This is a genomic window from Streptomyces sp. NPDC047022 (assembly GCF_040644155.1).
In the GTDB taxonomy this organism is placed as follows: domain Bacteria; phylum Actinomycetota; class Actinomycetes; order Streptomycetales; family Streptomycetaceae; genus Streptomyces.
The window spans coordinates 75,890-100,325 of sequence record NZ_JBEYVV010000001.1; the positions used below are offsets into that span (position 1 = coordinate 75,890).

The 24,436-nt window shown below is 69.4% G+C and carries 26 protein-coding genes; 9 read left to right on the forward strand and 17 right to left on the reverse strand.

Translation table 11 applies throughout. The features are described from left to right. Positions 1-55 precede the first annotated feature (55 nt). Positions 56-796 carry an SRPBCC domain-containing protein gene (locus ABZ845_RS00350; RefSeq protein ID WP_360971139.1) on the reverse strand — a complete coding sequence of 247 codons (741 nt, stop codon included), beginning with the start codon at positions 794-796 and terminating at the stop codon, positions 56-58. Between the two features lie 27 nt (positions 797-823). Continuing rightward, a complete protein-coding gene (locus ABZ845_RS00355) occupies positions 824-1,480 on the reverse strand; it encodes a winged helix-turn-helix domain-containing protein (protein ID WP_360971142.1) in 657 nt (218 codons plus the stop codon). Between the two features lie 141 nt (positions 1,481-1,621). Between ABZ845_RS00355 and dapA the strand changes: the two genes are divergently transcribed. The 4 genes from dapA (at position 1,622) to ABZ845_RS00375 (ending at position 4,995) form a co-directional block, all read left to right on the forward strand. After that, on the forward strand, positions 1,622-2,524 hold the full coding sequence (gene dapA / locus ABZ845_RS00360) for a 4-hydroxy-tetrahydrodipicolinate synthase (protein ID WP_360971145.1): 903 nt from the start codon (positions 1,622-1,624) through the stop codon (positions 2,522-2,524). An 86-nt stretch (positions 2,525-2,610) separates the two neighbouring features. Further along, positions 2,611-3,111, forward strand: a complete 501-nt coding sequence (locus tag ABZ845_RS00365; protein WP_360971148.1) for a hypothetical protein — start codon at positions 2,611-2,613, stop codon at positions 3,109-3,111. A gap of 79 nt (positions 3,112-3,190) precedes the next feature. After that, positions 3,191-3,694: a DinB family protein gene (locus tag ABZ845_RS00370; protein WP_360971151.1), complete on the forward strand. Its 504-nt coding sequence runs from the start codon at positions 3,191-3,193 to the stop codon at positions 3,692-3,694. Positions 3,695-4,011: 317 nt separating this feature from the next. After that, positions 4,012-4,995, forward strand: coding sequence for a beta-propeller fold lactonase family protein (locus ABZ845_RS00375; RefSeq protein WP_360971154.1), 984 nt, complete (start codon positions 4,012-4,014; stop codon positions 4,993-4,995). A 223-nt stretch (positions 4,996-5,218) separates the two neighbouring features. On the opposite strand, the gene dapD is transcribed toward ABZ845_RS00375, so the two are convergent. The 12 genes from dapD to ABZ845_RS00435 form a co-directional block, all read right to left on the reverse strand. Then, on the reverse strand, positions 5,219-6,208 hold the full coding sequence (gene dapD / locus ABZ845_RS00380; RefSeq protein ID WP_360971157.1) for a 2,3,4,5-tetrahydropyridine-2,6-dicarboxylate N-succinyltransferase: 990 nt from the start codon (positions 6,206-6,208) through the stop codon (positions 5,219-5,221). Positions 6,209-6,278: 70 nt separating this feature from the next. Next, positions 6,279-7,220 (reverse strand): ornithine cyclodeaminase family protein, encoded by a 942-nt coding sequence (locus tag ABZ845_RS00385; protein WP_360971159.1) that lies wholly within the window; start codon positions 7,218-7,220, stop codon positions 6,279-6,281. A 119-nt stretch (positions 7,221-7,339) separates the two neighbouring features. Next, positions 7,340-7,876, reverse strand: a complete 537-nt coding sequence (locus ABZ845_RS00390) for a TetR family transcriptional regulator (RefSeq protein ID WP_360971162.1) — start codon at positions 7,874-7,876, stop codon at positions 7,340-7,342. Further along, positions 7,876-8,196, reverse strand: a complete 321-nt coding sequence (locus ABZ845_RS00395) for a multidrug efflux SMR transporter (protein WP_360971165.1) — start codon at positions 8,194-8,196, stop codon at positions 7,876-7,878. Before ABZ845_RS00395 ends, ABZ845_RS00390 begins: the two co-directional genes overlap by 1 nt. A 148-nt stretch (positions 8,197-8,344) precedes the next feature. After that, on the reverse strand, positions 8,345-8,677 hold the full coding sequence (locus ABZ845_RS00400) for a metal-sulfur cluster assembly factor (RefSeq protein WP_360971168.1): 333 nt from the start codon (positions 8,675-8,677) through the stop codon (positions 8,345-8,347). After that, positions 8,674-9,138, reverse strand: coding sequence for a Fe-S cluster assembly sulfur transfer protein SufU (gene sufU, locus ABZ845_RS00405; RefSeq protein ID WP_360971171.1), 465 nt, complete (start codon positions 9,136-9,138; stop codon positions 8,674-8,676). Before sufU ends, ABZ845_RS00400 begins: the two co-directional genes overlap by 4 nt. A gap of 21 nt (positions 9,139-9,159) precedes the next feature. Next, complete coding sequence (locus tag ABZ845_RS00410; RefSeq protein ID WP_360971174.1) at positions 9,160-10,416, reverse strand: cysteine desulfurase; 1,257 nt, start codon at positions 10,414-10,416, stop codon at positions 9,160-9,162. Beyond that, the gene (gene sufC / locus ABZ845_RS00415; protein WP_360971177.1) at positions 10,413-11,177 is read right to left on the reverse strand and encodes a Fe-S cluster assembly ATPase SufC; all 765 of its coding nucleotides are present in this window, start codon (positions 11,175-11,177) and stop codon (positions 10,413-10,415) included. The genes ABZ845_RS00410 and sufC overlap by 4 nt, the downstream gene beginning before the upstream one ends. 7 nt (positions 11,178-11,184) lie before the next feature. Further along, complete coding sequence (locus ABZ845_RS00420; protein ID WP_360971180.1) at positions 11,185-11,514, reverse strand: non-heme iron oxygenase ferredoxin subunit; 330 nt, start codon at positions 11,512-11,514, stop codon at positions 11,185-11,187. Next, positions 11,511-12,689 carry a Fe-S cluster assembly protein SufD gene (gene sufD, locus ABZ845_RS00425; protein ID WP_360971183.1) on the reverse strand — a complete coding sequence of 393 codons (1,179 nt, stop codon included), beginning with the start codon at positions 12,687-12,689 and terminating at the stop codon, positions 11,511-11,513. Before sufD ends, ABZ845_RS00420 begins: the two co-directional genes overlap by 4 nt. Positions 12,690-12,752: 63 nt before the next feature. Further along, entirely contained in the window at positions 12,753-14,174 is a 1,422-nt protein-coding gene (gene sufB, locus ABZ845_RS00430) for a Fe-S cluster assembly protein SufB (RefSeq protein ID WP_360971185.1), read from the reverse strand. Next, entirely contained in the window at positions 14,171-14,941 is a 771-nt protein-coding gene (locus ABZ845_RS00435) for a metalloregulator ArsR/SmtB family transcription factor (RefSeq protein ID WP_360971188.1), read from the reverse strand. Before ABZ845_RS00435 ends, sufB begins: the two co-directional genes overlap by 4 nt. Positions 14,942-15,258: 317 nt before the next feature. Here ABZ845_RS00435 and ABZ845_RS00440 point away from each other — a divergent pair, with 317 nt between their 5' ends. From ABZ845_RS00440 to ABZ845_RS00450, 3 genes are all read left to right on the forward strand, one after another. Then, positions 15,259-16,182 (forward strand): ABC transporter ATP-binding protein, encoded by a 924-nt coding sequence (locus ABZ845_RS00440; RefSeq protein ID WP_360971190.1) that lies wholly within the window; start codon positions 15,259-15,261, stop codon positions 16,180-16,182. Beyond that, entirely contained in the window at positions 16,179-16,967 is a 789-nt protein-coding gene (locus tag ABZ845_RS00445) for an ABC transporter permease (protein ID WP_360971192.1), read from the forward strand. Before ABZ845_RS00440 ends, ABZ845_RS00445 begins: the two co-directional genes overlap by 4 nt. A gap of 66 nt (positions 16,968-17,033) precedes the next feature. Beyond that, positions 17,034-18,041 carry a COX15/CtaA family protein gene (locus ABZ845_RS00450; protein WP_360971195.1) on the forward strand — a complete coding sequence of 336 codons (1,008 nt, stop codon included), beginning with the start codon at positions 17,034-17,036 and terminating at the stop codon, positions 18,039-18,041. Positions 18,042-18,053: 12 nt separating this feature from the next. On the opposite strand, the gene ABZ845_RS00455 is transcribed toward ABZ845_RS00450, so the two are convergent. The 3 genes from ABZ845_RS00455 to ABZ845_RS00465 form a co-directional block, all read right to left on the reverse strand. Further along, on the reverse strand, positions 18,054-19,160 hold the full coding sequence (locus ABZ845_RS00455; protein WP_360971197.1) for an amidohydrolase family protein: 1,107 nt from the start codon (positions 19,158-19,160) through the stop codon (positions 18,054-18,056). A gap of 160 nt (positions 19,161-19,320) precedes the next feature. Beyond that, a complete protein-coding gene (locus ABZ845_RS00460) occupies positions 19,321-19,677 on the reverse strand; it encodes a hypothetical protein (protein WP_360971200.1) in 357 nt (118 codons plus the stop codon). Positions 19,678-19,770: 93 nt separating this feature from the next. After that, positions 19,771-20,694 carry a heme o synthase gene (locus ABZ845_RS00465; RefSeq protein WP_360972382.1) on the reverse strand — a complete coding sequence of 308 codons (924 nt, stop codon included), beginning with the start codon at positions 20,692-20,694 and terminating at the stop codon, positions 19,771-19,773. A gap of 498 nt (positions 20,695-21,192) precedes the next feature. Here ABZ845_RS00465 and tkt point away from each other — a divergent pair, with 498 nt between their 5' ends. Together tkt and tal are read left to right on the forward strand one after the other, a co-directional pair. Next, entirely contained in the window at positions 21,193-23,280 is a 2,088-nt protein-coding gene (tkt, locus tag ABZ845_RS00470) for a transketolase (RefSeq protein WP_360971203.1), read from the forward strand. Positions 23,281-23,314: 34 nt separating this feature from the next. Then, positions 23,315-24,433, forward strand: a complete 1,119-nt coding sequence (gene tal, locus ABZ845_RS00475; protein WP_360971206.1) for a transaldolase — start codon at positions 23,315-23,317, stop codon at positions 24,431-24,433. The last annotated feature ends 3 nt before the right edge of the window (positions 24,434-24,436 follow it).

Here is a 24,436-nt window from a genome sequence, read left to right on the forward strand (position 1 = left end):
CGTCCGGTGGGGCCGGGCTCGTCCCGTCGTACGCCCGTCCTGCACGCCCGTCAGGTCAGGCGAACGTCTCGTTCAGCCAGCCCTGCCAGTCGGCCTCGACCGCCTTCGCGTCCGCGCCCGGCGCGAAGTCGTGGACGCTGATGCCGACCGGCGCGCCCCAGCGGTTGCGTCCGAAGAAGCGGATGAGGGCGTCGTCGGTGCGCAGCCCGATGAAGTAGGGGTTGCGGTAGTCGACCACGGCGTCGAAGAGCCGGTCCTGCGGCCCTCGTACCTCGACGGCGGTGCCCTGTGCGGCGTTGTCCTCGAGCCGGAGTGAATGCCCCACGATGGTGAGGGCGTCCGGTGCCTTGGACGACTCGGGGCCGTTCAGGGTCGCGAAGGCGACCGGGCGGGGCGCGAAATCGCTCAGGTACTCGCGCAGGGTGTGCAGGTAGAAGTCGGTGTGCTTGTCGGCGCCGTCGTACTGGTTGTCCCAGTCCTCCACGAAGATCCCGCTGTGCACATAGCGCACCCAGGCGCGGCGCCCGCCCTCACGCGGTTCGATGGTGTAGTCGAGCTGGTTGAGGGTCTGCTCGGAGATACCGTCGACGTTCGCGACGCGGTTGGTGTAGCGATGGGGCGGGTCCCAGACGGTGACCGTGGATCCGAACGGCCCCCGGCCGCCCTCCCTCGGCTCGGGTGCCTCCATCGGCCACAGCCAGCCACCGGTGCCGGTGGTGACCGCCTCCCACACCTCCTCGGGCGTGGCGTCGGCCTCGAACTCGCGGGCGATCTCGAACGGCTTTCCGTTGGACATGGCTGGCTCCTGCGTCAAAGAAGGGGGTCAGTCGGTGAGTTCGGGGGCCTCGGGCTGAGGCTGGGGGGACTCGGGTTCGGCGGTGCCCTCACCGGCGGCCTCGGGCCGGACCGTGGGGTGGACGGCCACGACGATCCGGTGATCGCGTCCACCCTGGGCGTCCGGCGCGTCGTACTTGCGGACCAGGGCGCCGACACCCGCCGTCAGCTCCTGGATGAACGCGGCGCGGTCGGCGGCCGAGGCGAAGCGCACCTCGCCGTCGAGGGCGAACGTCGCGAGCCGTCTGCGGGCCCTCGCCGCGCCGGTGATCAGCGAGCCCACATCCCGCACCAGCCGGGCGCCGAGCGCCAGCAGCCAGCGCGCGGAGAGCTGGTCGCGGAAGCGGTCCGGGTCGGGCTGCACGGGGGCGAGGGCGAGCGGGCTGATCACGTACGACGCCGCGGTGGCCCGCATCAGGCGCTCGGTGACGTTTCCCTTGCGGCGCTCGCCGGCCAGCTCCACCAGGCCGTGCCGCTCGAGTGCCTTCAGGTGGTAGTTCACCTTCTGCCGGGGCAGTCCGACCTTGCCGGCCAGCATGGTGGCCGACGCGGGCCCCGCCGCCAGCTCGGCGAGCAGCCGGGCTCGTATGGGATCGAGCGAGACGGCTGCGGCCTCGGGGTCTTCGATCACGGTGACGTCCAACATGGCTTCAGGGTCTCACCGAAAACTTTTTTTGTCCAAGAGTCCGGGCCGCGATGGGCGAGCGAGCCACGGAAAGCAGATCTAATCAATGCCTTATAGAAGAATTAAGTAGACCTACATGATCGCCTTGCCGAGACTACTCCCATGACGACAACTCGACTTCCCGCCCCTCCCTTCGGCCGCGCCCTGTGCGCGATGGTCACGCCCTTCACCGCCGAGGGCGCCCTCGACCTCGACGGGGCGCAGCGGCTGGCCGAACGGCTGGTGGAGCACGGCTGTGACGGCCTGGTGCTGTCCGGCACCACGGGCGAGTCTCCGACCACGTCCGACTCCGAGAAGGCCGCGCTGGTGAGGGCGGTGCGAGAGGCGGTCGGCGGGCGGGCGGCGATCGTGGCCGGCGTGGGCACCTCGGACACCCGGCACACCGTGGAACTGGCCCTGGAGGCCGAGAAGGCGGGCGCCGACGGGCTGCTGGTGGTCACGCCGTACTACAGCCGGCCCCCGCAGGACGCGGTGGAGGCCCATTTCAAGGAGATCGCCGACGCCTCGGGCCTGCCGCTCATGCTGTACGACATCCCCGGCCGCACCGGTACCCGGATCGAGCCCGGGACGATGATCCGGCTCGCGGGGCATCCGGGGATCGTGGCGGTCAAGGACTGCGCGTACGACCTCCTGGGCACCCAGAAGGTGCTGGCGCACACCGGGTTGGCGTACTACACGGGCTGCGACGAGCAGGTGCTCGCGTGGTACGCGATCGGCGGCACGGGATATGTCAGCACGGTCGCGAACGTGGCACCGCGTCAGATCCGGGCGATCCTCGACGCGTTCGACGCGGGCGCGACGGCCGAGGCGGCGCGGCTCCAGCAAGGGGCCATTGCGTTGATCGAGTCGGTGATGGCGGCGGGCCTGCCCGGCACGGTCACGGTCAAGGGGCTGCTGAACGCCCTCGGCATGCCGGCGGGCCCGGTCCGCCCCCCGCTGAGGTCCGCGGACCGGGGCACGGTCGACGCGCTGCGGGCGACCTACGAACGGCTCGTGGCCGCCTGAGAGTTCGGCGAACGGCCCTGCGCCGCTGTGCCCGCCCCGCGCGTAATCCCCCGGCGCGAGGCCACCGCCTGCCGTACGTTGGCAGCGTGAGCCGACCACTCCTCTATCTCGATGTCGACGGCCCCCTCAACCCGTATGCCGCCCAGCCCGAGCGCCGCCCCGACGGGTACACGACGATCCGGGTGCCGCAGCCCGGGCGCATCCTGCGCGTGTGGCTGCACCCCGGCCATGGTGAAGCGCTGCTCGGCCTCGGTTACGAACTGTGCTGGGCGAGCACATGGATGGACGCGGCGAACCACTGGATCGGCCCGGTCATCGGGCTCCCCGAACTCCCGTATGTCGACTTCGGCAGCGATCTGTTCGCGCTGCGCCCCGACGAGGTGCACTGGAAGACCGCGGCGATCCTGGCGCACGCGGCCGGCCGTCCCTTCGCATGGGTGGACGACGAGCAGAGCCCGGCCGACGAGGCCTACGTCACCGCCCACCACCCGGGACCGGCCCTGCTGTACCACGTCGATCCGCGGGTCGGGCTGCGGCAGAGCGACTTCGCGGTGCTGGCCCGGTTCGCGCAGACGATCTCGGGTTAGACCGGTCTGACGCTCGGATCGGCCCGGCCCGCCGAAAAGCACTCGACAGGGCTGCGCGTGCCGGGAAATCATCGCCGCGATGACACGCACCGACACGCCTCCCGCTTGGGACGAGCGCACGCAGCTGACCACCTTCCTCGACTACGTCCGCGCCACCGCACGCGCCAAGTGCGAAGAACTCTCCGAGGACGACGCCCGCAAGGCCGTACTCCCCGGCTCGCCGCTGATGACCATGAGCGGGCTGATCAACCATCTGCGCTGGGTCGAGTACTACTGGTTCCGGGTGGTCTTCCTCGGCGAGGAGGACGAGGGCCCCTGGACCGACGAGGACCCCGACCGCGAGATGCGGATCGCCGTCGACTTCCCGCTGTCCCGGCTGCTCGCCGAGTACACCGAGCAGTCCGCGCGCCACAACGAGCTGATCGCCGCGCACGACCTGGACACAAAGGCCCGGCGGAAACGGGACGACGGCAGCGTCTTCGACCTCCGCTGGATCCTGCTGCACCTCATCGAGGAGACCGGGCGCCACAACGGCCACCTGGACATCCTGCGCGAGCTGCTCGACGGCCGAACCGGCGTCTAGGGCCTCTCGGGCCCGCGCCGCAGACAGCATCCCGCCCAGCTGACCAGAGCAACCGTCAGAAACGTGTCTTACCGCCACAATTGCCCTGCCAATACTAGGCTCACCCGCGGTCACAGTGAGTGGTCCGCGGTCTGTCGACGGCGCCATCGGCGTGGCCGGCGGCCGCTCCGATTCGTGAGGCGGAGATGCCGGTGATCCGACGCAAGAGCAAACAGAGTGAGTCCCGCCACGGTCCGGAGCTCGAGAAGCACGGACGTCGACCATGGGCCTGGACGTGGCTGCGGGCCTGCGTCGCCGGGTTGGCCATGCTGGCGGGAATGGCCCTGCCGATCCTGGCCATGTCCCCGGCCTCGGCCACGTCCCCGGCCTGGGCCACCTCCCTGGCCGGGGGCTCGTCAAGAGGCACGTTCGCCTACGTCGCCAACCGCAGCTCGGACACCGTGTCGGTGATCGACACCAGGACCAACACGGTCGTGGACACCATCAACGTCGGCCACGAGCCGGAAGGCGTGGCGGTCACCCCGGACGGCAGGCGCGTCTACATCACCAACGAGGGCACGAACGATGTGTCGGTGATCGACACCAGGACCGACACGGTCGTGGGCTCCCCCATCCCCGTCGGCGACATCCCGGCCTCAATCGCGATCACCCCGAACGGCAGGCGCGCCTACGTCGTCAACCTGGGCGATGACACCGTGTCGGTGATCGACATCAGGACCAGCACGGTCGTGGCCACCGTCCCCGTCGGCGGCTCACCGTTGGGTGTGGCGATCACTCCGAACGGCAGGTTCGTCTACGTCACCAACCAGGATGACGGCACCGTGTCGGTGATCGACACCAGGACCAACACGGTCGTGGCCACCGTCACCGTCGGCAGCGAGCCGGCCACTGTCGCGATCACCCCGAACGGCAGGTTCGCCTATGTCACCAACTTCGGCGATGACACCGTGTCGGTGATCGACACCAGGACCAACACGGTCGTGGACACCATCAACGTCGGCGACGAGCCCGGCGGCGTGGCGATCACCCCGAATGGCAGGTTCGCCTACATCACCATCGAGGGCACGAACGAGGTCCAGGTGATCGACACCAGGACCAACACGGTCGTGGGCAGCTCCATCCCCGTGGGCGCCCGTCCGCGCCGTTTGGCGATCACCCCGGACGGCAGGCTCGTCTACGTCACCAACACCGACGACGGCACCGTGTCGGTGATCGACACCAGGACCAACACGGTCGTGGAGACCATCACCGTCGGCAGCGAGCCGGTGGGTGTGGCGATCAGCCCGGGACGAGGGCGGTAGGAGGGCAGGGGCCCCGGCCGGTCCGGTCGGGGGCCGGGAATCCACGCGTCGCCGGGCCCACTGCCACACGCATGATCCCCCGGACACGTGACGAGCGCCCTCCCCTGCCGTCCTCGGGCCTGGAAGGGCGCTCAACGATGACCGACGCCGCCAACTGCCGACAACTCAGCAGCAGGTCAGGGGGGTGATCGCGGAGGCGGCCGGGAGTCACGGCCACCGGCGATCAGTCGTTGCTGTGCAGGATCTCGTTCAGGCCGCCCCAGACCGCGTTGTTCGGGCGGGCCTCGACCGCGCCCGTGACCGAGTTGCGGCGGAAGAGGATGTGGGAGGCGCCGGAGAGCTCGCGGGCCTTGACGATCTGGCCGTCGGGCATGGTGACCCGGGTGCCCGCGGTCACATACAGGCCGGCCTCGACCACGCACTCGTCGCCGAGCGCGATACCGACGCCCGCCTCGGCACCGACCAGGCAGCGCTCGCCGATGGTGATACGGACATTGCCGCCGCCGGAGAGCGTGCCCATCGTGGAGGCGCCGCCGCCGATGTCCGAACCGTCGCCCACCACGACACCGGCGGAGATACGGCCCTCGACCATGGAGGTGCCCAGGGTGCCGGCGTTGAAGTTCACGAAGCCCTCGTGCATGACCGTGGTGCCCTCGGCGAGGTGCGCGCCGAGGCGCACCCGGTCGGCGTCGGCGATGCGCACGCCCTTCGGGAGGACGTAGTCCGTCATGCGCGGGAACTTGTCGATGGAGGTCACCTGGAGGTGCAGGCCCTCGGCGCGGGCGTTCAGGCGCACCTTCTCGACGTCCTCCACGGCGACCGGGCCGAGCGAGGTCCACGCCACGTTGGCGAGGAAGCCGAAGATGCCGTCCAGGTTCTGGCCGTGCGGCTTGACCAGGCGGTGCGAGAGCAGGTGCAGACGCAGGTAGGCGTCGTGCGCGTCGATCGGCTTGTCGTCGAGAGAGGCGATGACCGTGCGGACCGCGACCACCTCGACGCCACGGCGGGCGTCCGGGCCGATCGCCTTGGCGGCGCCTTCGCCGAGCAGCTCCACGGCACGCTCGGCGGACAGCCGCTCGGTGCCGGACGGGCCGGGCGCGGCGGACAGCTCGGGCGCGGGGAACCAGGTGTCGAGAGTGGTGCCGTCAGCGGCGATCGTGGCGAGTCCGGCGGCCACGGCACCGGTGGTACGAGGAGCAGTCGTGTCGGTCATAGGGGAAACCTAACGTGGCGGGGGCCACGCGGGCGAACCGGTGATCGAGCGTCTCAGGTACCGGGCGCGGTCAGGGCGTGCCGCGCCGCGCGTCGTGGCCGTGTGGCGTCCGGTGCACTTCCTCGCACAGCGCGGCGGCGACCGCGACCTCGGTGCCGGCGAGGCCGACGGAGCAGAAGACGGTGATCTCGTCGGGGCCGGTCCGGCCGCTCGACGCTCCGGCCAGGACGGCCCCCAGGTCGACCATCCGGTCGACGGGGAGGATGTGCGGCCCGGCGTAGGCGACCGCCTGGGCGAGGGAGTCGGTGAGGATCACCTGCGCCCGGTCCGCCAGAGCCGCGGGCACCTCATGGCGCGCGAGAGTCTTCGGGCCGAGCGTGGTCACATGCGTCCCCGGAGCGATCCAGTCGGCGTCCAGGACGGGCACCGCACTGTTCGTGGCGACGACCACCACGTCGTGATCACGCACCGCCTCCTCCGCCGTACGCACGGCCCGTGCCCTGACCCCCAGCTCCTCGGCGGCGCGCCGGGTGAACGCCCGGGCGCGCTCGGGTCGGCGGGCCGCCACCGTGACCTCCCCCACCTGCCGCACCGCGCTGATGGCCCACAGCTGTGTCCATGCCTGCGTCCCCGCTCCCACCAGTCCGAGCCGTATCTCCCCCGGGTTCGCCGCCGCGCAGGCCGCCACCGCGCCGATGGCGCCGGTCCGCCGGGCGCCCAGCTCATCGCCGTGGACCACGGCCCTGAGCCGGCCGTCGTCGCACCCCCACACGGCCACCAGTTGTTCCGCTCCGACGAGGGTGTCGTAGGCGCGGAAGCCGAACAGCTTCTCCGCACGCAGATGCCCCGCCGTGAACACCAGGCGGCCGTCCCCGAGTTCCGCGTGGATCCGTGGCGGCGCGTGGAGCGTGCCCTCATGTGCGGCCAGGAGCGCGTCCCGTACGGCGCAGACGGCGGTCGGAGCGTCGAGACGAGTGCGTACATCGTCGTCGTTCAGCAAAAGCACGGACATCGGCGGGGTTCCTTCGCGCGTGGGACGGGCGGCAACGGTGATCACTCTGCCGAACCGGCGCGGCGCGGTCATCGGTCCCCGGCCGCAGACAGGGGATCCGCCCGAGGTCCTACGACCCGTCAGGGAATCACCCGGGCCAGTGCCTGTCGTGCGTAGGCCTCGTCGTAGGTGCCGCCGCCCAGCAGTACCTGGAGGCAGATCCCGTCCATCAGGGCGAGAAGGGTGCGCGCGGTCACCGGGTCGGTCCGGTGGGACAGACGCTCGGCGGTTTCCTCGGTCCACTCGGCGGCCACGGGACGCAGGGCGGGGCGGCGCAGGGCGGCGAGATAGAGCTCGTACTCCAGCTCGACGCCCGTACGGTCGCCGCCCAGCCATTCGCCCAGGGCGCTGGCGAGGTCCGTGGCCAGGTCGCCGTCCGTGCGCTCCAGCAGGCCGCTGCTCGTGAGCGCCTTGGCGAAGCCCTCGTTCGTCTGCCGCAGTGCGGCGACCATCAGGTCGTCGAGGGTGCTGAAGTGGTATGTGGTCGAGCCGAGCGGCACATCGGCCTCGGCCGCGACGGAGCGATGGCTCAGTCCGGCGATGCCCTTCTCCCCGACGACACGGATCGCCGCGTCGATGATCCGCTGTCGCCGCTCGGGGTCGTACCGGCGGGGCATCAGTGGGCGCCTCCCAGGTTCAGCACCACCACCCCGCCGACTATCAGCACGATCCCGGCGATCTTCGTGAGACCGAGTCCCTCCCCGAACAGCACCAGCCCGATCGCGGCGACGGACGCCGTGCCCACTCCGGACCAGATCGCGTACGCCGTACCGATCGACAGCGTCTTCAGGGTCCGCGCGAGCAGCGCGAAGGAGACGACGTACCCGAGGAGGGTCACCAGCGACGGGCCGAACCTGCTGAAACCGTCGCTGTACTTCATGGAGGTCGTGGCGATGACCTCGGCCGCGATGGCACCGGAGAGGAAGGCGTACCCCATGTGTACGAGTGTACGCATCGCTGTGTACGGCTGTACACACGACGGGAAGACAAAAGGAGGGGAAGGCGGGAGAGATGACGAAACGGCGGCGCCCATCGGGCACCGCCGTTTCCGCCGGCCGCGCAGGCCGGTGCGTCCCAGTCGCGTCTCAGACGTTGAAGCCGAGCGCCCGAAGCTGCTCGCGCCCGTCGTCCGTGATCTTGTCCGGGCCCCACGGCGGCATCCAGACCCAGTTGATCCGCAGCTCGCTGACCAGACCGTCCGTGGCGGACTTGGCCTGGTCCTCGATGACGTCCGTCAGCGGGCAGGCCGCCGAGGTCAGGGTCATGTCGACGGTGGCGATGTTCGCCTCGTCGACGTGGATGCCGTAGATGAGGCCGAGGTTGACGACGTCGATGCCCAGCTCGGGGTCGACCACGTCCATCAGGGCCTCGCGGAGCTCCTCCTCCGAGGCAGGCTTCATCTCCACGGTCTCGCTCATGCCGTCTCCCTTTCGGCGTCGGCCTCAAGGGCCTGGGCCGTCGCGTCCTTCCACGCCATCCAGCTCAGGAGGGCGCACTTCACCCGCGCGGGGTACTTGGACACACCGGCGAACGCGACCGCGTCCTCCAGGATGTCCTCCATCGCGTCGTCGGGCTCGATCTTGCCCTTGGACTGCATCAGCTCAAGGAAGGTCTCCTGGACCTTCTGCGCGTCCGCCAGGTCCTTGCCGACGAGGAGTTCGTTCAGCACGGAGGCCGATGCCTGGCTGATGGAGCAGCCCTGGCCCTCGTACGAGACGTCCTTGATCGTCGTTCCGTCGTACTTCACGCGGAGGGTGATCTCATCGCCGCACGTCGGGTTCACGTGGTGCACCTCGGCGTCGCCATCCCTCAGACCACGCCCGTGAGGGTGCTTGTAGTGGTCCAGGATGACTTCCTGGTACATCGAATCCAGCTTCATGCGATCGCTCGTCCCGTCAGCTCAGCCGAAGAAGTTCCGTACGTGCTCCAGCCCCTCGACCAGTGCGTCGATCTCGGCCGGGGTGGAGTACAGATAGAACGACGCTCGCGTGGTCGCAGGAATTCCGTAGCGCAGGCAGACGGGCCGCGCGCAGTGGTGGCCGACACGGACCGCGATGCCCTGCTCGTCCAGCACCTGGCCCACGTCGTGCGGGTGGATGTCACCGAGCGTGAAGGAGATCGCCGCGCCACGGTCCTCGGCCGTGGTCGGGCCGATGATCCTCAGGTCGGGGACCTCGGCCAGCCTGCGCACCGCGTACTCGGTGAGCGCGTGCTCATGGGCGAGGATCTTGTCCATGCCGATCGAGTTCAGGTAGTCGATGGCCGCGCCGAGACCGACGGCCTGCGCGATCGGCGGCGTACCCGCCTCGAACTTGTGCGGGGCGGGAGCGTAGGTGGACGAGTTCATCGTCACCGTCTCGATCATCTCGCCGCCGCCGAGGAACGGAGGCAGGTCCTCCAGCAGCTCCTGGCGGCCCCAGAGCACGCCGATGCCCGTCGGACCGCACATCTTGTGGCCGGTGAAGGCGACGAAGTCGGCCTGGAGGGCCTGGACGTCCATCGGCATGTGCGGCGCGGCCTGCGAGGCGTCCACGCACACCAGCGCACCGACCTCCTGGGCGCGGCGCACGATCGCCTCGACCGGGTTGACCGTGCCGAGGATGTTGGACACCAGCACAAAGGAAACGATCTTCGTCTTCTCCGTGATGACCTCGTCGATGTTGGAGAGGTCGAGGCGGCCGTCGTCGGTCAGCCCGAACCACTTCAGCTTCGCGCCGGTGCGCTGCGCGAGCAGCTGCCACGGCACGATGTTGGAGTGGTGCTCCATCTCCGTGATGACGATCTCGGTCTCGGAGTCCACGCGGTAGGGCTCCTCGGCCCAGCCCAGCATGTTCGCCACGAGGTTGAGCGACTCGGAGGCGTTCTTGGTGAAGATCACCTCGTCGCGGCTCGGCGCGTTGATGAACTCGGCGACCTTGTCGCGCGCGCCCTCGTACAGCGCCGTGGCCTCCTCGGCGAGGACGTGGACACCGCGGTGGACGTTGGCGTTGTGCTGCTCGTAGTACTCGGAGAGCACGTCGATCACCTGGCGCGGCGTCTGCGAGGTGGCCGCGTTGTCCAGGTACACGAGCTTCCTGCCGTCGTGGACCGGCCGGTCCAGGATGGGGAAGTCCTTGCGGAGTGCCTCGGTGTCGAGGAGGCCCGGCAGCTGTGTCACGCGGATGCGCCACCCTTCACGTATGACTCGTAGCCCTCGTTCTCCAGCTTGTCCGCGAGCTCGGGACCGCCGGACTCGACGATGCGGCCGCCGGCGAACACATGGACCTGGTCGGGCTTGATGTAGCGCAGGATGCGCGTGTAGTGCGTGATCAGCAGGGTGCCGACCTCGCCGGTCTCGCGGACGCGGTTGACGCCCTCGGACACGATGCGAAGCGCGTCGACGTCGAGACCGGAGTCCGTCTCGTCGAGGATCGCGATCTTCGGCTTGAGCAGCTCCAGCTGGAGGATCTCGTGGCGCTTCTTCTCACCGCCGGAGAAGCCCTCGTTCACGTTGCGCTCGGCGAAGGCGGGGTCCATGTTGAGGCGCTCCATGGCCTCCTTGACCTCCTTGACCCAGGTGCGCAGCTTGGGCGCCTCGCCGCGGACAGCCGTGGCGGAGGTGCGCAGGAAGTTGGAGACCGAGACGCCGGGGACCTCGACCGGGTACTGCATCGCCAGGAACAGGCCCGCGCGGGCGCGCTCGTCGACGGACATCTCCAGGACGTCCTCGCCGTCCAGCGTGACGGTGCCGCCGGTGATCGTGTACTTCGGGTGACCCGCGAGCGAGTAGGCGAGCGTCGACTTGCCCGAGCCGTTGGGGCCCATGATGGCGTGCGTCTCGCCCTGCTTCACGGTGAGGTCGACGCCCTTGAGGATCTCCTTCGTGGCGTTGTCGGCCTCGACGGTGACGTGCAGGTCTCGGATTTCAAGCGTTGCCATGGGTGCCTCAGGACTCCTGGGTGAGGGAGACGAGCACGTCGTCCCCTTCGATCTTTACGGGGTATACGGGGACGGGGCGCGTCGCGGGAAGGCTGGACGGCTTGCCGGTGCGCAGGTCGAAGCTGGAGCCATGCAGCCAGCACTCGATCTGGCAGTCCTCCACCTCGCCCTCGGAGAGCGAGACGTTCGCGTGCGAGCAGATGTCATAGATCGCGAACACCTCCCCCTCGGTCTTCACGACCGAGACCGGCGTGCCGTCGAGTTCCACCCGCTTCGGGGTGTCCTCCTCCAGCTCGCTCAGCCCGCAAGCGCGTACGAACGTCAACGAGTCAGTCATGCGACCGACGCCTCCAGCTCCTCTTCGATCTTGGCGATCAGGCGCTCCTCGATGTCCTCGACACCGATCTGCTGGACCAGCTCGGCGAAGAAGCCGCGGACCACCAGGCGACGGGCCTCGTGCTCCGGGATACCGCGGGCCATCAGGTAGAAGAGCTGCTCGTCGTCGAAACGGCCGGTGGCGGAGGCGTGGCCGGCGCCGACGATCTCGCCGGTCTCGATCTCCAGGTTGGGGACCGAGTCGACGCGGGCGCCGTCCGTCAGGACGAGGTTGCGGTTCATCTCGTAGGTGTCCGTGCCCTCGGCCTTCGCCTCGATCAGCACGTCACCGATCCACACTGCGTGCGCGTCGTCGCCCTGGAGCGCGCCCTTGTAGACGACGTTCGACTTGCAGTGCGGGGTGTTGTGGTCGACGAAGAGCCGGTGCTCCTGGTGCTGGCCCTTGTCGGTGAAGTAGAGCCCGAACAGCTCGGCCTCGCCGCCGGTGCCCGCGTAGCTGACGCGCGGGTGCAGGCGCACGACGTCACCGCCGAAGGTCACCACGACCGACTTGAAGGAGGCGTCGCGGCCGACCAGCGCGTTGTGCTGGGCCACGTGGACCGCCTTGTCGTCCCAGTCCTGGACGGAGACGACGGTGAGCTTGGCGCCGTCACCGAGGATGTACTCCACGTTGGCGGCGACCACCGCGTCACCGGTGTGGTCCATGACCAGGACCGCCTCGGCGAACGCGCCCAGCTCGATCACCTGGTGGGCGTAGGCGACCCCGCCCTCGCCCTGCACGGCCATACGGATCGGCTCGGTGAGCACCGCCTCCTTGGGGACGGTGATCACGCCGGCCTGGTCGAACGCCGAGTACGCCTGGGCGGCGACGCGGTCCACCGGGGTGCCCGCCCTGCCGAGCCGGGCGTCGTCGCGGCCGACGGTCTCCACGGTGACGCCCTCGGGCGCCTCGACGGTGACCTTCACGCCCCCGCCGCCGACGACGGCGGTGCCGTCGTGCAGCCCGCGCAGCCGCTCCAGCGGCGTGAACCGCCACTCCTCCTCACGGCCGTGCGGCACCGGGAAGTCGGCGACGTCGAAGGACGGCGGCGCGCTCATGCGCGTGGCGACGGTCGACTCGGCGGCCACCGCGATGGAGCCGGCGGTGGTCGATCCCACCGGGTTGGTCTCAGCCATGGCTGTCGTACTGCTCTCTTTCCTGGGTAAGGCGTCTGCTGACGATGGGGGCGCGGGTCGGTCTCAGCCGACCGCGCCTTCCATCTGCAGCTCGATCAGCCGGTTGAGCTCCAGCGCGTACTCCATGGGCAGTTCCTTGGCGATCGGCTCGACGAAGCCGCGCACGATCATCGCCATCGCCTCGAACTCGGTCAGACCGCGGCTCATCAGGTAGAAGAGCTGGTCCTCGGAGACCTTGGAGACGGTGGCCTCGTGGCCCATGGAGACGTCGTCCTCGCGGACATCGACGTACGGGTAGGTGTCCGACCGGGAGATGGTGTCCACGAGAAGCGCGTCGCACAGCACGTTCGACTTGGCGCCCGGGGCGCCCTCACCGATCTCGATCAGACCGCGGTAGGAGGTACGGCCGCCACCGCGCGCCACCGACTTGGAGACGATGTTGGACGAGGTGTTCGGCGCCATGTGGACCATCTTGGCGCCCGCGTCCTGGTGCTGGCCCTCGCCCGCGAAGGCGATGGAGAGGGTCTCGCCCTTGGCGTGCTCGCCCATCAGGTAGACGGCGGGGTACTTCATCGTCACCTTGGAGCCGATGTTGCCGTCGATCCACTCCATGGTCGCGCCCTCGTAGGCCACGGCGCGCTTGGTGACCAGGTTGTAGACGTTGTTCGACCAGTTCTGGATGGTCGTGTAGCGGCAGCGGGCGTTCTTCTTGACGATGATCTCGACGACCGCCGAGTGGAGAGAGTCGCTCTTGTAGATCGGGGCCGTGCAGCCCTCGACGTAGTGCACGTAGGCACCCTCGTCCACGATGATCAGGGTCCGCTCGAACTGGCCCATGTTCTCCGTGTTGATACGGAAGTAGGCCTGGAGCGGGATCTCCACGTGCACGCCCGGCGGCACGTAGATGAAGGAGCCGCCCGACCACACGGCGGTGTTCAGCGACGCGAACTTGTTGTCACCGACCGGGATGACCGTACCGAAGTACTCCTTGAAGAGCTCCGGGTGCTCCTTGAGCGCGGTGTCGGTGTCCAGGAAGATGACGCCCTGCTCCTCCAGGTCCTCGCGGATCTGGTGGTAGACGACCTCCGACTCGTACTGCGCCGCGACACCGGCCACGAGGCGCTGCTTCTCCGCCTCCGGGATGCCGAGCTTGTCGTAGGTGTTCTTGATGTCCTCGGGCAGGTCCTCCCAGGACTCCGCCTGCTTCTCCGTCGAGCGCACGAAGTACTTGATGTTGTCGAAGTCGATGCCCGACAGGTCCGAGCCCCAGTTCGGCATGGGCTTCTTCTCGAAGAGCCTCAGGCCCTTCAGACGCAGCTTGGTCATCCACTCCGGCTCGGACTTCTTGCCCGAGATGTCACGGACGACGTCCTCGTTCAGACCGCGCTTCGCCGCGGCACCGGCCTCGTCGGAGTCGGCCCAGCCGTATTCGTAGTTGCCCAGGCCCTCGAGTTCGGGGTGAGCAGTCTCCGTGGGGAGAGTCATGCGGGGTTCCTCCCGGCCGTGCTGGCAGATGCGTTGTGGGTGGTCTGGGATATCTCTGAGGCTTTGGCCGCCGGGGGCGCCTTGGGGATGAACGTCGTGCAGACGCCGTCACCGTGCGCGATCGTGGCCAGCCGCTGGACGTGCGTGCCGAGCAACTGGGAGAAGATCTCCGTCTCGACCTCGCACAGCTGTGGGAACTGCTCCGCCACATGGGCGACCGGGCAGTGGTGCTGGCAGAGCTGCTCGCCGACCGGTGCGCTGCGCGCCGTAGCAGCGTACCCGTCCGCGCTCAAGGCCTTGGCCAGGGCTTCCGTCCGCTGCTCGGGGCCGGCGGCCTCGATGGCCTCGCGGTAGGCGGTGGCCTGCTCGGCGAGCCTGGCGCGGGCGAAGGCGACGACGGCCGCGTCTCCGCCGTAGGTCTGCTGGATCCAGCGCAGCGCGTCCGCGGCGAGCTTGTCGTACGACTGGTCGAAGGCGTCACGGCCGCAGTCGGTGAGCGCGAAGACCTTGGCGGGGCGGCCACGCGTACGCGCCCCGTACACGCGCTGCTCCCGGGCCACCACGACGTCGTCCGCGACGAGCGCGTCCAGGTGCCGCCGTACGGCCGCCTGGGTGAGCCCCAGCCTTCCGGCGAGCTCCGCGACGGTCGACGGGCCGTGGTCCAGGATGGACCGCGCGACCCGGTTGCGCGTCGAACGCTCACCGGTCGCGAACTCCTCATGAGGCGCCCCCGTGGGCGTCTCCTGAGACTCGCCGACGTTTTTCACAACGCCATTGTTGCGTAATTCCTCAGACCCTGACAAGCGCCGTCCCGGCCACCCGGCGGTGCACTACATCACTTAGGCATACCTAATCCGACCTGCGTAAACGATCATTGATCGATCACATCGACGGCCTCCGCGGACGGCTCCCGAAGACCGCCCGGCCATGCCCATACCCCCTCCCACCGGCCCTCTTGTGCACCAGCCTCCATCGGGCGGAACACCGGATCCCTCCGGCCGGCACACATGCTCCGGCCGCGTGCGGGGGCGGATTCCGGACCCCCGCGCCGGGCACCCGGCGCGGCTACCTAGACTCTGGACCCATGCACAGTGAGCCGGTCGTCCAGGTCCAGTCCCTGGTGAAGCGGTACGGCACGAAGACCGCGGTGGACTGCCTCGATCTGGTGGCCGGGGCGGGCGTCACCGCCGTACTCGGCCCCAACGGGGCGGGCAAGACGACCACGGTCGAGACCTGCGAGGGGTACCGGAAGCCGGACTCCGGCTCGGTGCGCGTCCTGGGCCTCGACCCGGTCAGCCAGGCCGCCGCGCTGCGTCCCCGCATAGGTGTCATGCTCCAGTCCGGCGGCGTCTACTCCGGCGCCCGCGCCGAGGAGATGCTGCGCCATGTCGCCAAGCTGCACGCCCACCCCCTCGACGTGAACGAACTGATCGACCGGCTGGGTCTCGGCAGCTGCGGACGCACGCCCTACCGCCGTCTGTCGGGCGGACAGCAGCAGCGCCTCGCGCTCGCCATGGCGGTCGTCGGCCGCCCCGACCTGGTCTTTCTCGACGAACCGACCGCCGGTCTCGACCCCCAGGCCCGCCGGGCCACCTGGGACCTCGTACGGGACCTGCGGACCGACGGCGTGTCCGTGATCCTCACCACGCACTACATGGACGAGGCCGAGCAGCTCGCCGACGACGTCGCGATCATCGACGCGGGCCGGGTCATCGCACAGGGCTCCCCGGAGGACCTGTGCCGTGGCGGCGCCGAGAACACCCTGCGCTTCACAGGACGCCCCGGCCTCGACGTGGGGTCCCTGCTCAAGGCCCTCCCGGCGGACTCCACCGCGGCAGAGCTGACACCCGGCCAGTACCGCGTCACGGGCAAGGTCGACCCGCAGCTGCTCGCGACGGTCACCTCCTGGTGCGCCCAGCACGGAGTGATGCCGGACAGGATCTCGGTGGAGCGCCACACTCTCGAAGACGTCTTCCTGGAGCTCACCGGCAAGGAGCTGCGCTCATGACGGCCACCACCACCGATACCGCCACCGGCACGTACGCGCCCAGGCCGGGTGCCGCCCCGCTCCCGCGCATGATCGCGGCGCAGGCGGCCCTGGAGACGCGGATGCTGCTGCGCAACGGCGAACAGCTCCTTCTGACGGTGGTCATCCCGACGCTGCTGCTCGTCCTCTTCGGCTCCGTCGACATCGTGGACACCGGCGCCGGCAAGGCGGTCGACTTCCTCACCCCGGGCATCCTCGCGCTCGCCGTGATGTCGACCGCGTTCACCGGGCAGGCCATCGCCACCGGCTTCGAACGCCGCTACGGCGTCCTGAAGCGGCTCGCCTCCTCGCCTCTCCCCCGCTGGGGACTGATGACCGCCAAGACGGCCGCCGTCCTGGTCACCGAGGTGCTCCAGGTGATCCTGCTGACCGTGATCGCCTACGCGCTCGGCTGGTCCCCGCACGGCAACCCGCTGTCCGTGCTGCTCCTGCTCGTCCTCGGCACGGCCGCGTTCTCCGGGCTCGGTCTGCTGATGGCCGGGACCCTGAAGGCCGAGGCGACCCTGGCCGCCGCCAACCTGGTCTTCCTGCTGCTGCTCGTCGGCGGCGGCGTGATCGTGCCGCTCGGCAAGTTCCCCGCCGGGGTCCAGGACGTCCTCGGAGCACTGCCGATCTCCGCGCTCTCCGGCGGCCTCAGGGACGTCCTCCAGCACGGCGCCGGTACACCCTGGGGGGACCTGGGCATCCTGGCGGTGTGGGCCGTGGTGGGACTGGCCGCGGCCGGGAAGCTCTTCCGCTGGGAGTGATCCGGTGATCCGGTGGGGCGCCGAGGGACACCCCCTCGTGAAACCGTGCACAAGCGGCCCCCTACGATGAGGGGCGTGCCAAACGTGACCCGCGCCGATGCCCTAGCCGCCGTGCGCAACCCGCTCGACTTCATCGCCGCACGCTGGACCCCGGAGCCCCGCACGGTCCGGCGGGCGGCACTCGCCGCGCTCGTCATGTCGGTGGTGATCGTCGTCACCGGCGGCGCCGTACGCCTCACCGGCTCCGGGCTCGGCTGCCCGACCTGGCCGCAGTGCACGGACCACTCGCTGACCACGACCAGCGCCATGGGCGTGCACGGCGCCATCGAGTTCGGCAACCGCATGCTGACGTACGTGCTCTGCGCGGCCGTCGGCTGGGCGATCATCGCGGCGCGCTCGGAGAAGCCGTTCAGGCGGAGCCTCACCCGGCTCGGCTGGGCACAGTTCTGGATCGTGATGAGCAACGCGGTCCTCGGCGGCATCGTGGTCCTCGTCGGCCTCAACCCGTACACGGTCGCCGCGCACTTCCTGCTCTCCACCGCGCTGATCACGGTGGCCACGCTCATGTGGCAGCGCACCCGGGAGGGCGACGCCGCGCCGCGCCCGCTGGTCGGGAAGGCCGTGCAGCAACTCATGTGGTTCCTGGTCGTGGCCTCGGTGGTCCTGATCGGCGTCGGCACGGTGGTCACCGGGGCGGGTCCGCACGCGGGTGACTCCAGGGACGTGGAGCGCATCCCGATCGACTGGGAGACGGTCGCCAAGCTGCACGCCGTGCTGGCGTGGATCGTGGTGACTCTGACGTTCGCCCTGTGGTTCGTCCTCAAGGCGGTGGACGCGCCGAAGGCACCGTTGAGCCGGACGCGGGAACTCTTCCTCATCCTGCTCGGGCAGGGCGTCATTGGGTACGTCCAATATTTCACCCATCTGCCCGAGATTCTGGTGGGTTTCCACATGCTCGGCTCCTGCCTGATGTGGATCTGGGCGCTCCGCGTGCTGCTCTCGCTGCGTGAACGCCCCGACGAAACGGCGGAGCTGCCGGGTCCGGCCACGGAGTCGGCCCTCACCACCGCCTGACGCCCGGCGCGGTCAGGTCAGCCCGTACACCCGCCGCGCGTTCCCCGCCGCGACCATCCCTGCCACCCGCTGCGCGTCCTCCAGCGACCACGCGCCCTCCGAGACCCAGCCGCCCAGCAGCCGGGAGAGCGCCTCGCGGAACAGGCGGGCGCCGACCACGTGCAGTTCGGGCAGGCCGTGAGCGCCGCTGGAGAAAAGGATCTTGCCGAAGGGGGCCAGCTCCAGGATCTCGGCGAGTACGTCGACGGCACGGGCGCCCGTGCGGACGAGGGCTGCGCCCAGGTCCGCGTACACATGCGGGAACACCCCCGCCAGATGCGCGGCGTGCCGGTGGTACGGATAGCCGTGCAGCAGGACGAGGTCCGTACCGAGGCCGGCGGTGGCACGCACGAAGTCGGTGAGCAGTACCGGGTCGGTGCGGTCGATGCGCAGGCCCGGTTCGCCGAGGCCCGCGTGGAGCTGGAGGGGCCGCCCCGAGGCGACCGCGCTCCACAGAAGGTGGCGCAGCAGGACCGGGTCCGACAGTGTGCCGCCCACCCGGCGGCCCGCGAGCCAGCGGCCCGCCGCTCCCCGCACCTCCCCGGGACCCGGCGGCTCGGGAGCCAGTGCCAGACCGTGCCGTACGCTCGCCACGGACGTGAACGCGACCGCGTGCGCCGCCGCGCCGTGGATCGACTCGGCGAGGTTGGCGAGGAACGACTCCACCGTGCCGGAGGTGTCCGCGACCTGTTCGGCCAGCAGTTCCAGGCGGACGATCTCGTGCGCCTCGGCTGCTCCGGCCGCGGCCATCTCGGTGGGCCCGGTGAGATCACCGGGCAGCCCGGTGTCGACGAGGTACGTGGTGATGCCGCTGCCTCGCAGCAGTCTGCGTCCCGACTCCAGGACGCCCAGTTCGCGGCGCCGCGCCAGATAGCGGGCGGGCTGGCAGTGCGGTTCCAGACCGAGCAGCGGCGGACACCAGCGGCGTACGGCGAAACCGGTCTGGGTGTCGAACAGGGTGGTACCCGCCGCCGGCGGGCCCTCCGTACGGGCGAGGTGGGCCTCGAACGTTCCGAGGCCCAGCTCGGTACGGAGCACGCCATGGCAGTACTGGTCCACCAGGGACGGCGTTTCGATCATCCGGACTCCCGTGACTGGACCGAGCCTCCTCAGGTCCTAACGGGTGAACCGGGCGTGAGGTGTTGCTCTTCCACCCCCGTGCGCAAGGCCGGAGGTCACAGGCGGGTGCCGGACGGCTCGTGAGCCGGACGGCGGGAGCCGTACGAGGAACCTGACGGGATCAGGCGCCCTGGCTGCCGCCGATCTGGATGCCCGCCATGCGCTTCCACTCGTACGGGCCGGTCTTCACCTTGCTCGCGAACTCACCGTCGAACGTCTCGTGAACGGTGATGCCGGCCTTCTGGACCGCCTTCTCCGCGATGTCGTACGTGGGTGCGACGAGGTCGCCCCAGCCGCCGTCCTCGCCGACGAGCACGATCCTGGCGCCGCGCTCACCGATGTACGCGACCTGGCCCTCGGCCCCGCCGTGCTCCTTGGCGAAGGCGCCGATCTTCTTGGCGAGCCGGTCGGCCTTGCGTTCGGCCCTCGCCTCGTGCCCCGCGGCCGCGGCCTCGTCAACCTGCTTGGTGTCTGCCATGACCAGGATGCTACCGGCGAGTAGATCAAAGGGCGACGGGGAGGTCACGTGGCCTGGAACACGCGATGGAGCGCCCCCGGGGGGTGAAGGCGCTCAGCGCAGGAACGGGTCCACGGCCACCGCCACGAACAGCAGCGAGACATAGGTGATGCTCCAGTGGAACAGGCGCATCTCCTTCAGCTTCGTGCCCGTCGACTCCGCCTTCGCGCGGTTCTGCAGCGCGTGCGCCTCCCACAGCCACCAGCCGCCGGCGGCCAGGGCGACCACCGTGTAGAACCAGCCGGTGTAGCCGAGCGGGGTGAGCAGCAGCGACACCAGGACCATCACCCAGCTGTAGATCACGATCTGCCGGGCGACGACCTTGTTGGAGGCGACGACCGGCAGCATCGGGACACCCACGCGCGCGTAGTCGTCCTTGACCTTCATGGACAGCGGCCAGTAGTGCGGCGGCGTCCAGAAGAACATGACCAGGAAGAGGATGACCGGCGCCCACGACATTGAGTTCGTGACGGACGACCAGCCGATGAGCACCGGGAGGCAGCCCGCGATGCCGCCCCACACGATGTTCTGCGACGTACGCCGTTTGAGGATCATCGTGTAGACGACGACGTAGAAGAGGAGCGCTCCGAGCGAGAGCCAGGCGGACAGCCAGTTGACCGTGAATCCGAACAGCAGCGTCGAGACGACCGCCAGCGTGATGCCGAAGGCGAGGCACTCACGGGGGCTGACCATTCCGGTGACCAGCGGACGCTGCGAGGTGCGCTCCATGAGCGCGTCGATGTCACGGTCGATGTACATGTTCAGCGCGTTGGCGCCGCCCGCGGAGAGGTAGCCGCCGAGGCAGGTGAGCAGCACGAGCCTGAGGCTCGGCACGCCCTGCTGGGCGAGGAACATCACCGGGACCGTGGTGATCAGCAGCAGCTCGATGATCCGCGGCTTGGTCAGCGCCACGAACGCCTTGACACGGGCCCCGAACGGTCGCTGGCCCCGGCTGCTGCTCGTCCCGGGCTCCCCCATGGCCTCGACGGCCTGGGCGGTGCCCCCAGCCGGCGGACGGGAATCGACGGCCGTCACGTACACCCCTGACAGAGACATCCCAGCGAGCCTTTGTCCGTGAACTCCCGGTAAAGGCTCGCGCGTACCCACGCAACTTTAGACGTTGCCCGCAGTCCGCCCCTTCGCGGGGGTCGGTCGTGTTGGACGCGCTGGCGACAGCCGCCGGCCTCGCGTCCGAAGGCGCTCGATTGAGCAGGGACGCCACCGGTTGGAGACGCTCGATCGAGCAGGGACGCGACCGGTTGAGAACGCTCGATTGAGCAGGGCGGTCACCGGTTGCGTATTGGGTTCCGACCAGGCGTACGCCCTGTCGGGAGGCGGATCGCGACGACTCCCGGCAGTCTGGAATGACTCGAAAAGACGCACGTACTTACGGGGGTAGGCTCAGCAGCGGCCGGTGGGCGCCCAGTGCACCGGCATTCGACATGTGGAACATGTGGAGAGGAGCCCTGACCCAGGGTGAGCACCAAGCCGACCACACAAGACCTCGAGTGGACCGAGTTGGACCAGCGGGCCGTCGACACCGCCCGCGTCCTGGCCGCCGATGCCGTACAGAAGGTCGGCAACGGCCATCCCGGTACGGCGATGAGCCTTGCTCCGGCCGCCTACACCCTCTTCCAGAAGGTGATGCGCCACGACCCGGCCGATCCCGAGTGGGTGGGCCGCGACCGCTTCGTGCTGTCGGCCGGTCACTCGTCCCTGACCCTCTACACCCAGCTCTACCTGGCCGGTTTCGGTCTGGAGCTGGGGGACCTCGAAGCCTTCAGGACCTGGGGTTCGAAGACCCCGGGCCACCCCGAGTACGGGCACACCAAGGGCGTGGAGACCACGACCGGGCCGCTGGGCCAGGGTGTCGCGAACGCCGTCGGCATGGCCATGGCCTCCCGGTACGAGCGTGGTCTGTTCGACCCGGAGGCGGCTCAGGGCGCCTCCCCGTTCGACCACTTCATCTACTGCATCGCCGGTGACGGCTGCCTCCAGGAGGGCATCTCCGCCGAGGCGTCCTCCATGGCCGGGCACCAGAAGCTCGGCAACCTGGTCCTGCTGTGGGACGACAACCACATCTCGATCGAGGGCGACACCGAGACCGCGGTCTCCGAGGACACGGTCAAGCGCTACGAGGCCTACGGCTGGCATGTGCAGCGCGTCGCCCCGAAGCCGGACGGCGACCTGGACCCGCACGCGATCTACGACGCGATCGAGGAGGCCAAGAAGGTCACCGACCGGCCGTCCTTCATCGCGATGCGCTCGATCATCGCCTGGCCGGCGCCGAACGCGCAGAACACCGAGGCCGCGCACGGCTCGGCGCTGGGCGACGAGGAGGTCGCGGCGACCAAGCGCGTCCTCGGCTTCGACCCGGACAAGAGCTTCGACGTCGCCACCGAGGTTCTCGACCACACCCGTCAGGCCCTGGAGCGGGGCCGTCAGGCGCGGGACGAGTGGGAGAAGTCCTTCCAGGAGTGGCGGGACAACAACGCCGAGCGCGCCGCCGAGTTCGACCGCATCAGCAAGGGTGAACTGCCCACCGGCTGGGAGGAGAAGCTCCCGGTCTTCGAGACGGGCAAGGGCGTCGCCACGCGAGCCGCCTCCGGCAAGGTGCTCCAGGCGCTCGGCGCGGTCATCCCGGAGCTGTGGGGCGGTTCCGCCGACCTGGCCGGCTCGAACAACACGACCATCGACAAGAACAGCTCGTTCCTCCCGGCGGACAACCCGCTCCCGGAGGCGGACCCCTACGGGCGCACGATCCACTTCGGTATCCGCGAACACTCCATGGCCGCGGAGATGAACGGCATCACGCTGCACGGCAACACCCGCGTCTACGGCGGCACCTTCCTGGTGTTCTCCGACTACATGCGCAACTCGGTGCGCCTGTCGGCTCTGATGCATCTGCCGGTGACGTACGTGTGGACCCACGACTCCATCGGCCTCGGTGAGGACGGGCCCACCCACCAGCCCATCGAGCACCTCGCCTCGCTGCGCGCGATCCCGGGCCTGGCCGTGGTCCGCCCGGCCGACGCCAACGAGACCGTCATCGCCTGGCGCGAGATCCTGGGGCGCTGGACCAAGGAGTACGGCAAGGGCACCCCGCACGGTCTGGCGCTGACCCGCCAGGGCGTTCCCACCTACGAGGCCAACGAGGACACCGCCCGCGGCGGCTATGTGATGTTCGAGGCCGAAGGCGGCGAGCCGCAGGTGATCCTGATCGCCACCGGTTCCGAGGTGCACATCGCCGTCGAGGCCCGCGAGCAGCTCCAGGCCGAGGGCGTCCCGACGCGTGTCGTGTCGATGCCGTCCGTGGAGTGGTTCGACGAGCAGGACCAGGGGTACCGGGACAGCGTCCTGCCGCCGTCGGTGAAGGCACGGGTCGCGGTGGAGGCCGGTATCGGTCTCACCTGGCACCGGTTCGTCGGGGACGCGGGTCGGATCGTTTCCCTGGAGCACTTCGGTGCTTCCGCCGACGGCAAGGTCCTCTTCCGCGAGTTCGGCTTCACTGCCGAGAATGTCGCCTCCGCCGCCCGGGAATCGATCGCCGCAGCCCAGCGCTGACGCTGATATACGACAAGTAGGAGATGCATTTTCCATGACAGACGCACTCAAGCGCCTCTCCGAGGAAGGCGTCGCGATCTGGCTGGACGACCTGTCGCGCAAGCGGATCACGTCCGGCAACCTCGCCGAACTGATCGACCAGCAGCACGTCGTGGGCGTCACCACCAACCCGACGATCTTCCAGAAGGCGATCTCGTCGGGCGACGGCTACGAGCAGCAGCTCGCCGACCTCGCCGCCCGCAAGGTCACCGTCGAAGAGGCGATCCGCATGATCACCACGGCGGACGTCCGTGACGCCGCCGACATCCTGCGTCCGGTGTTCGACGCCACGCAGGGCCAGGACGGCCGGGTCTCGATCGAGGTCGACCCGCGTCTGGCGCACAACACCCGGGCCACCGTCGCCGAGGCCAAGCAGCTCGCCTGGCTGGTCGACCGCCCCAACACGCTGATCAAGATTCCGGCCACCAAGGCGGGTCTCCCGGCGATCACCGAGACCATCGGCAACGGGATCAGCGTCAACGTCACGCTGATCTTCTCGCTGGAGCGCTACCGCGAGGTCATGGACGCCTACCTGGCCGGTCTGGAGAAGGCCAAGGAGCGCGGCCTGGACCTGTCCAAGATCCACTCGGTGGCGTCCTTCTTCGTGTCCCGCGTGGACACCGAGATCGACAAGCGTCTGGCGAAGCTCGGCACGGACGAGGCCAAGGAGCTGCGCGGCAAGGCGGCGATCGCCAACGCGCGGCTGGCCTACCAGGCGTACGAGGAGGTGTTCAGCGGCGATCGCTGGGCCGTCCTCGACCGGGCGCAGGCCAATAAGCAGCGTCCGCTGTGGGCCTCCACCGGCGTCAAGGACCCGGACTACAAAGACACCATGTACGTGGACGACCTGGTGGCGCCGAACACGGTGAACACCATGCCGGAGGCCACCCTGGTGGCCACCGAGGACCACGGTGAGATCACCGGCGACACCGTCACCGGCACCTACGAGCAGGCGCGCGCCGTGATCGACGCGGTCGAGCGGCTCGGGATCTCGTACGACGACGTGGTCGAGCTCCTGGAGGACGAGGGCGTCGAGAAGTTCGAGGCGTCCTGGAACGACCTGCTCAAGTCGACCGAGGCGGAGCTCAAGCGCCTCGCCCCCTCGGAGGGCTGACAC

What these genes read in the sequence shown, in the direction of transcription:
- ABZ845_RS00350 (WP_360971139.1), bottom strand. Translation starts at nt 796, where the DNA reads ATGTCCAACGGAAAGCCGTTCGAGATCGCCCGCGAGTTCGAGGCCGAC.
- ABZ845_RS00355 (WP_360971142.1), bottom strand. Translation starts at nt 1,480, where the DNA reads ATGTTGGACGTCACCGTGATCGAAGACCCCGAGGCCGCAGCCGTCTCG.
- dapA (WP_360971145.1), top strand. Translation starts at nt 1,622, where the DNA reads ATGACGACAACTCGACTTCCCGCCCCTCCCTTCGGCCGCGCCCTGTGC.
- ABZ845_RS00370 (WP_360971151.1), top strand. Translation starts at nt 3,191, where the DNA reads ATGACACGCACCGACACGCCTCCCGCTTGGGACGAGCGCACGCAGCTG.
- ABZ845_RS00375 (WP_360971154.1), top strand. Translation starts at nt 4,012, where the DNA reads ATGGCCCTGCCGATCCTGGCCATGTCCCCGGCCTCGGCCACGTCCCCG.
- dapD (WP_360971157.1), bottom strand. Translation starts at nt 6,208, where the DNA reads ATGACCGACACGACTGCTCCTCGTACCACCGGTGCCGTGGCCGCCGGA.
- ABZ845_RS00385 (WP_360971159.1), bottom strand. Translation starts at nt 7,220, where the DNA reads ATGTCCGTGCTTTTGCTGAACGACGACGATGTACGCACTCGTCTCGAC.
- ABZ845_RS00390 (WP_360971162.1), bottom strand. Translation starts at nt 7,876, where the DNA reads ATGCCCCGCCGGTACGACCCCGAGCGGCGACAGCGGATCATCGACGCG.
- ABZ845_RS00395 (WP_360971165.1), bottom strand. Translation starts at nt 8,196, where the DNA reads ATGGGGTACGCCTTCCTCTCCGGTGCCATCGCGGCCGAGGTCATCGCC.
- ABZ845_RS00400 (WP_360971168.1), bottom strand. Translation starts at nt 8,677, where the DNA reads ATGAGCGAGACCGTGGAGATGAAGCCTGCCTCGGAGGAGGAGCTCCGC.
- sufU (WP_360971171.1), bottom strand. Translation starts at nt 9,138, where the DNA reads ATGAAGCTGGATTCGATGTACCAGGAAGTCATCCTGGACCACTACAAG.
- sufC (WP_360971177.1), bottom strand. Translation starts at nt 11,177, where the DNA reads ATGGCAACGCTTGAAATCCGAGACCTGCACGTCACCGTCGAGGCCGAC.
- ABZ845_RS00420 (WP_360971180.1), bottom strand. Translation starts at nt 11,514, where the DNA reads ATGACTGACTCGTTGACGTTCGTACGCGCTTGCGGGCTGAGCGAGCTG.
- sufD (WP_360971183.1), bottom strand. Translation starts at nt 12,689, where the DNA reads ATGGCTGAGACCAACCCGGTGGGATCGACCACCGCCGGCTCCATCGCG.
- sufB (WP_360971185.1), bottom strand. Translation starts at nt 14,174, where the DNA reads ATGACTCTCCCCACGGAGACTGCTCACCCCGAACTCGAGGGCCTGGGC.
- ABZ845_RS00440 (WP_360971190.1), top strand. Translation starts at nt 15,259, where the DNA reads ATGCACAGTGAGCCGGTCGTCCAGGTCCAGTCCCTGGTGAAGCGGTAC.
- ABZ845_RS00445 (WP_360971192.1), top strand. Translation starts at nt 16,179, where the DNA reads ATGACGGCCACCACCACCGATACCGCCACCGGCACGTACGCGCCCAGG.
- ABZ845_RS00450 (WP_360971195.1), top strand. Translation starts at nt 17,034, where the DNA reads ATGAGGGGCGTGCCAAACGTGACCCGCGCCGATGCCCTAGCCGCCGTG.
- ABZ845_RS00455 (WP_360971197.1), bottom strand. Translation starts at nt 19,160, where the DNA reads ATGATCGAAACGCCGTCCCTGGTGGACCAGTACTGCCATGGCGTGCTC.
- ABZ845_RS00460 (WP_360971200.1), bottom strand. Translation starts at nt 19,677, where the DNA reads ATGGCAGACACCAAGCAGGTTGACGAGGCCGCGGCCGCGGGGCACGAG.
- ABZ845_RS00465 (WP_360972382.1), bottom strand. Translation starts at nt 20,694, where the DNA reads ATGGGGGAGCCCGGGACGAGCAGCAGCCGGGGCCAGCGACCGTTCGGG.
- tal (WP_360971206.1), top strand. Translation starts at nt 23,315, where the DNA reads ATGACAGACGCACTCAAGCGCCTCTCCGAGGAAGGCGTCGCGATCTGG.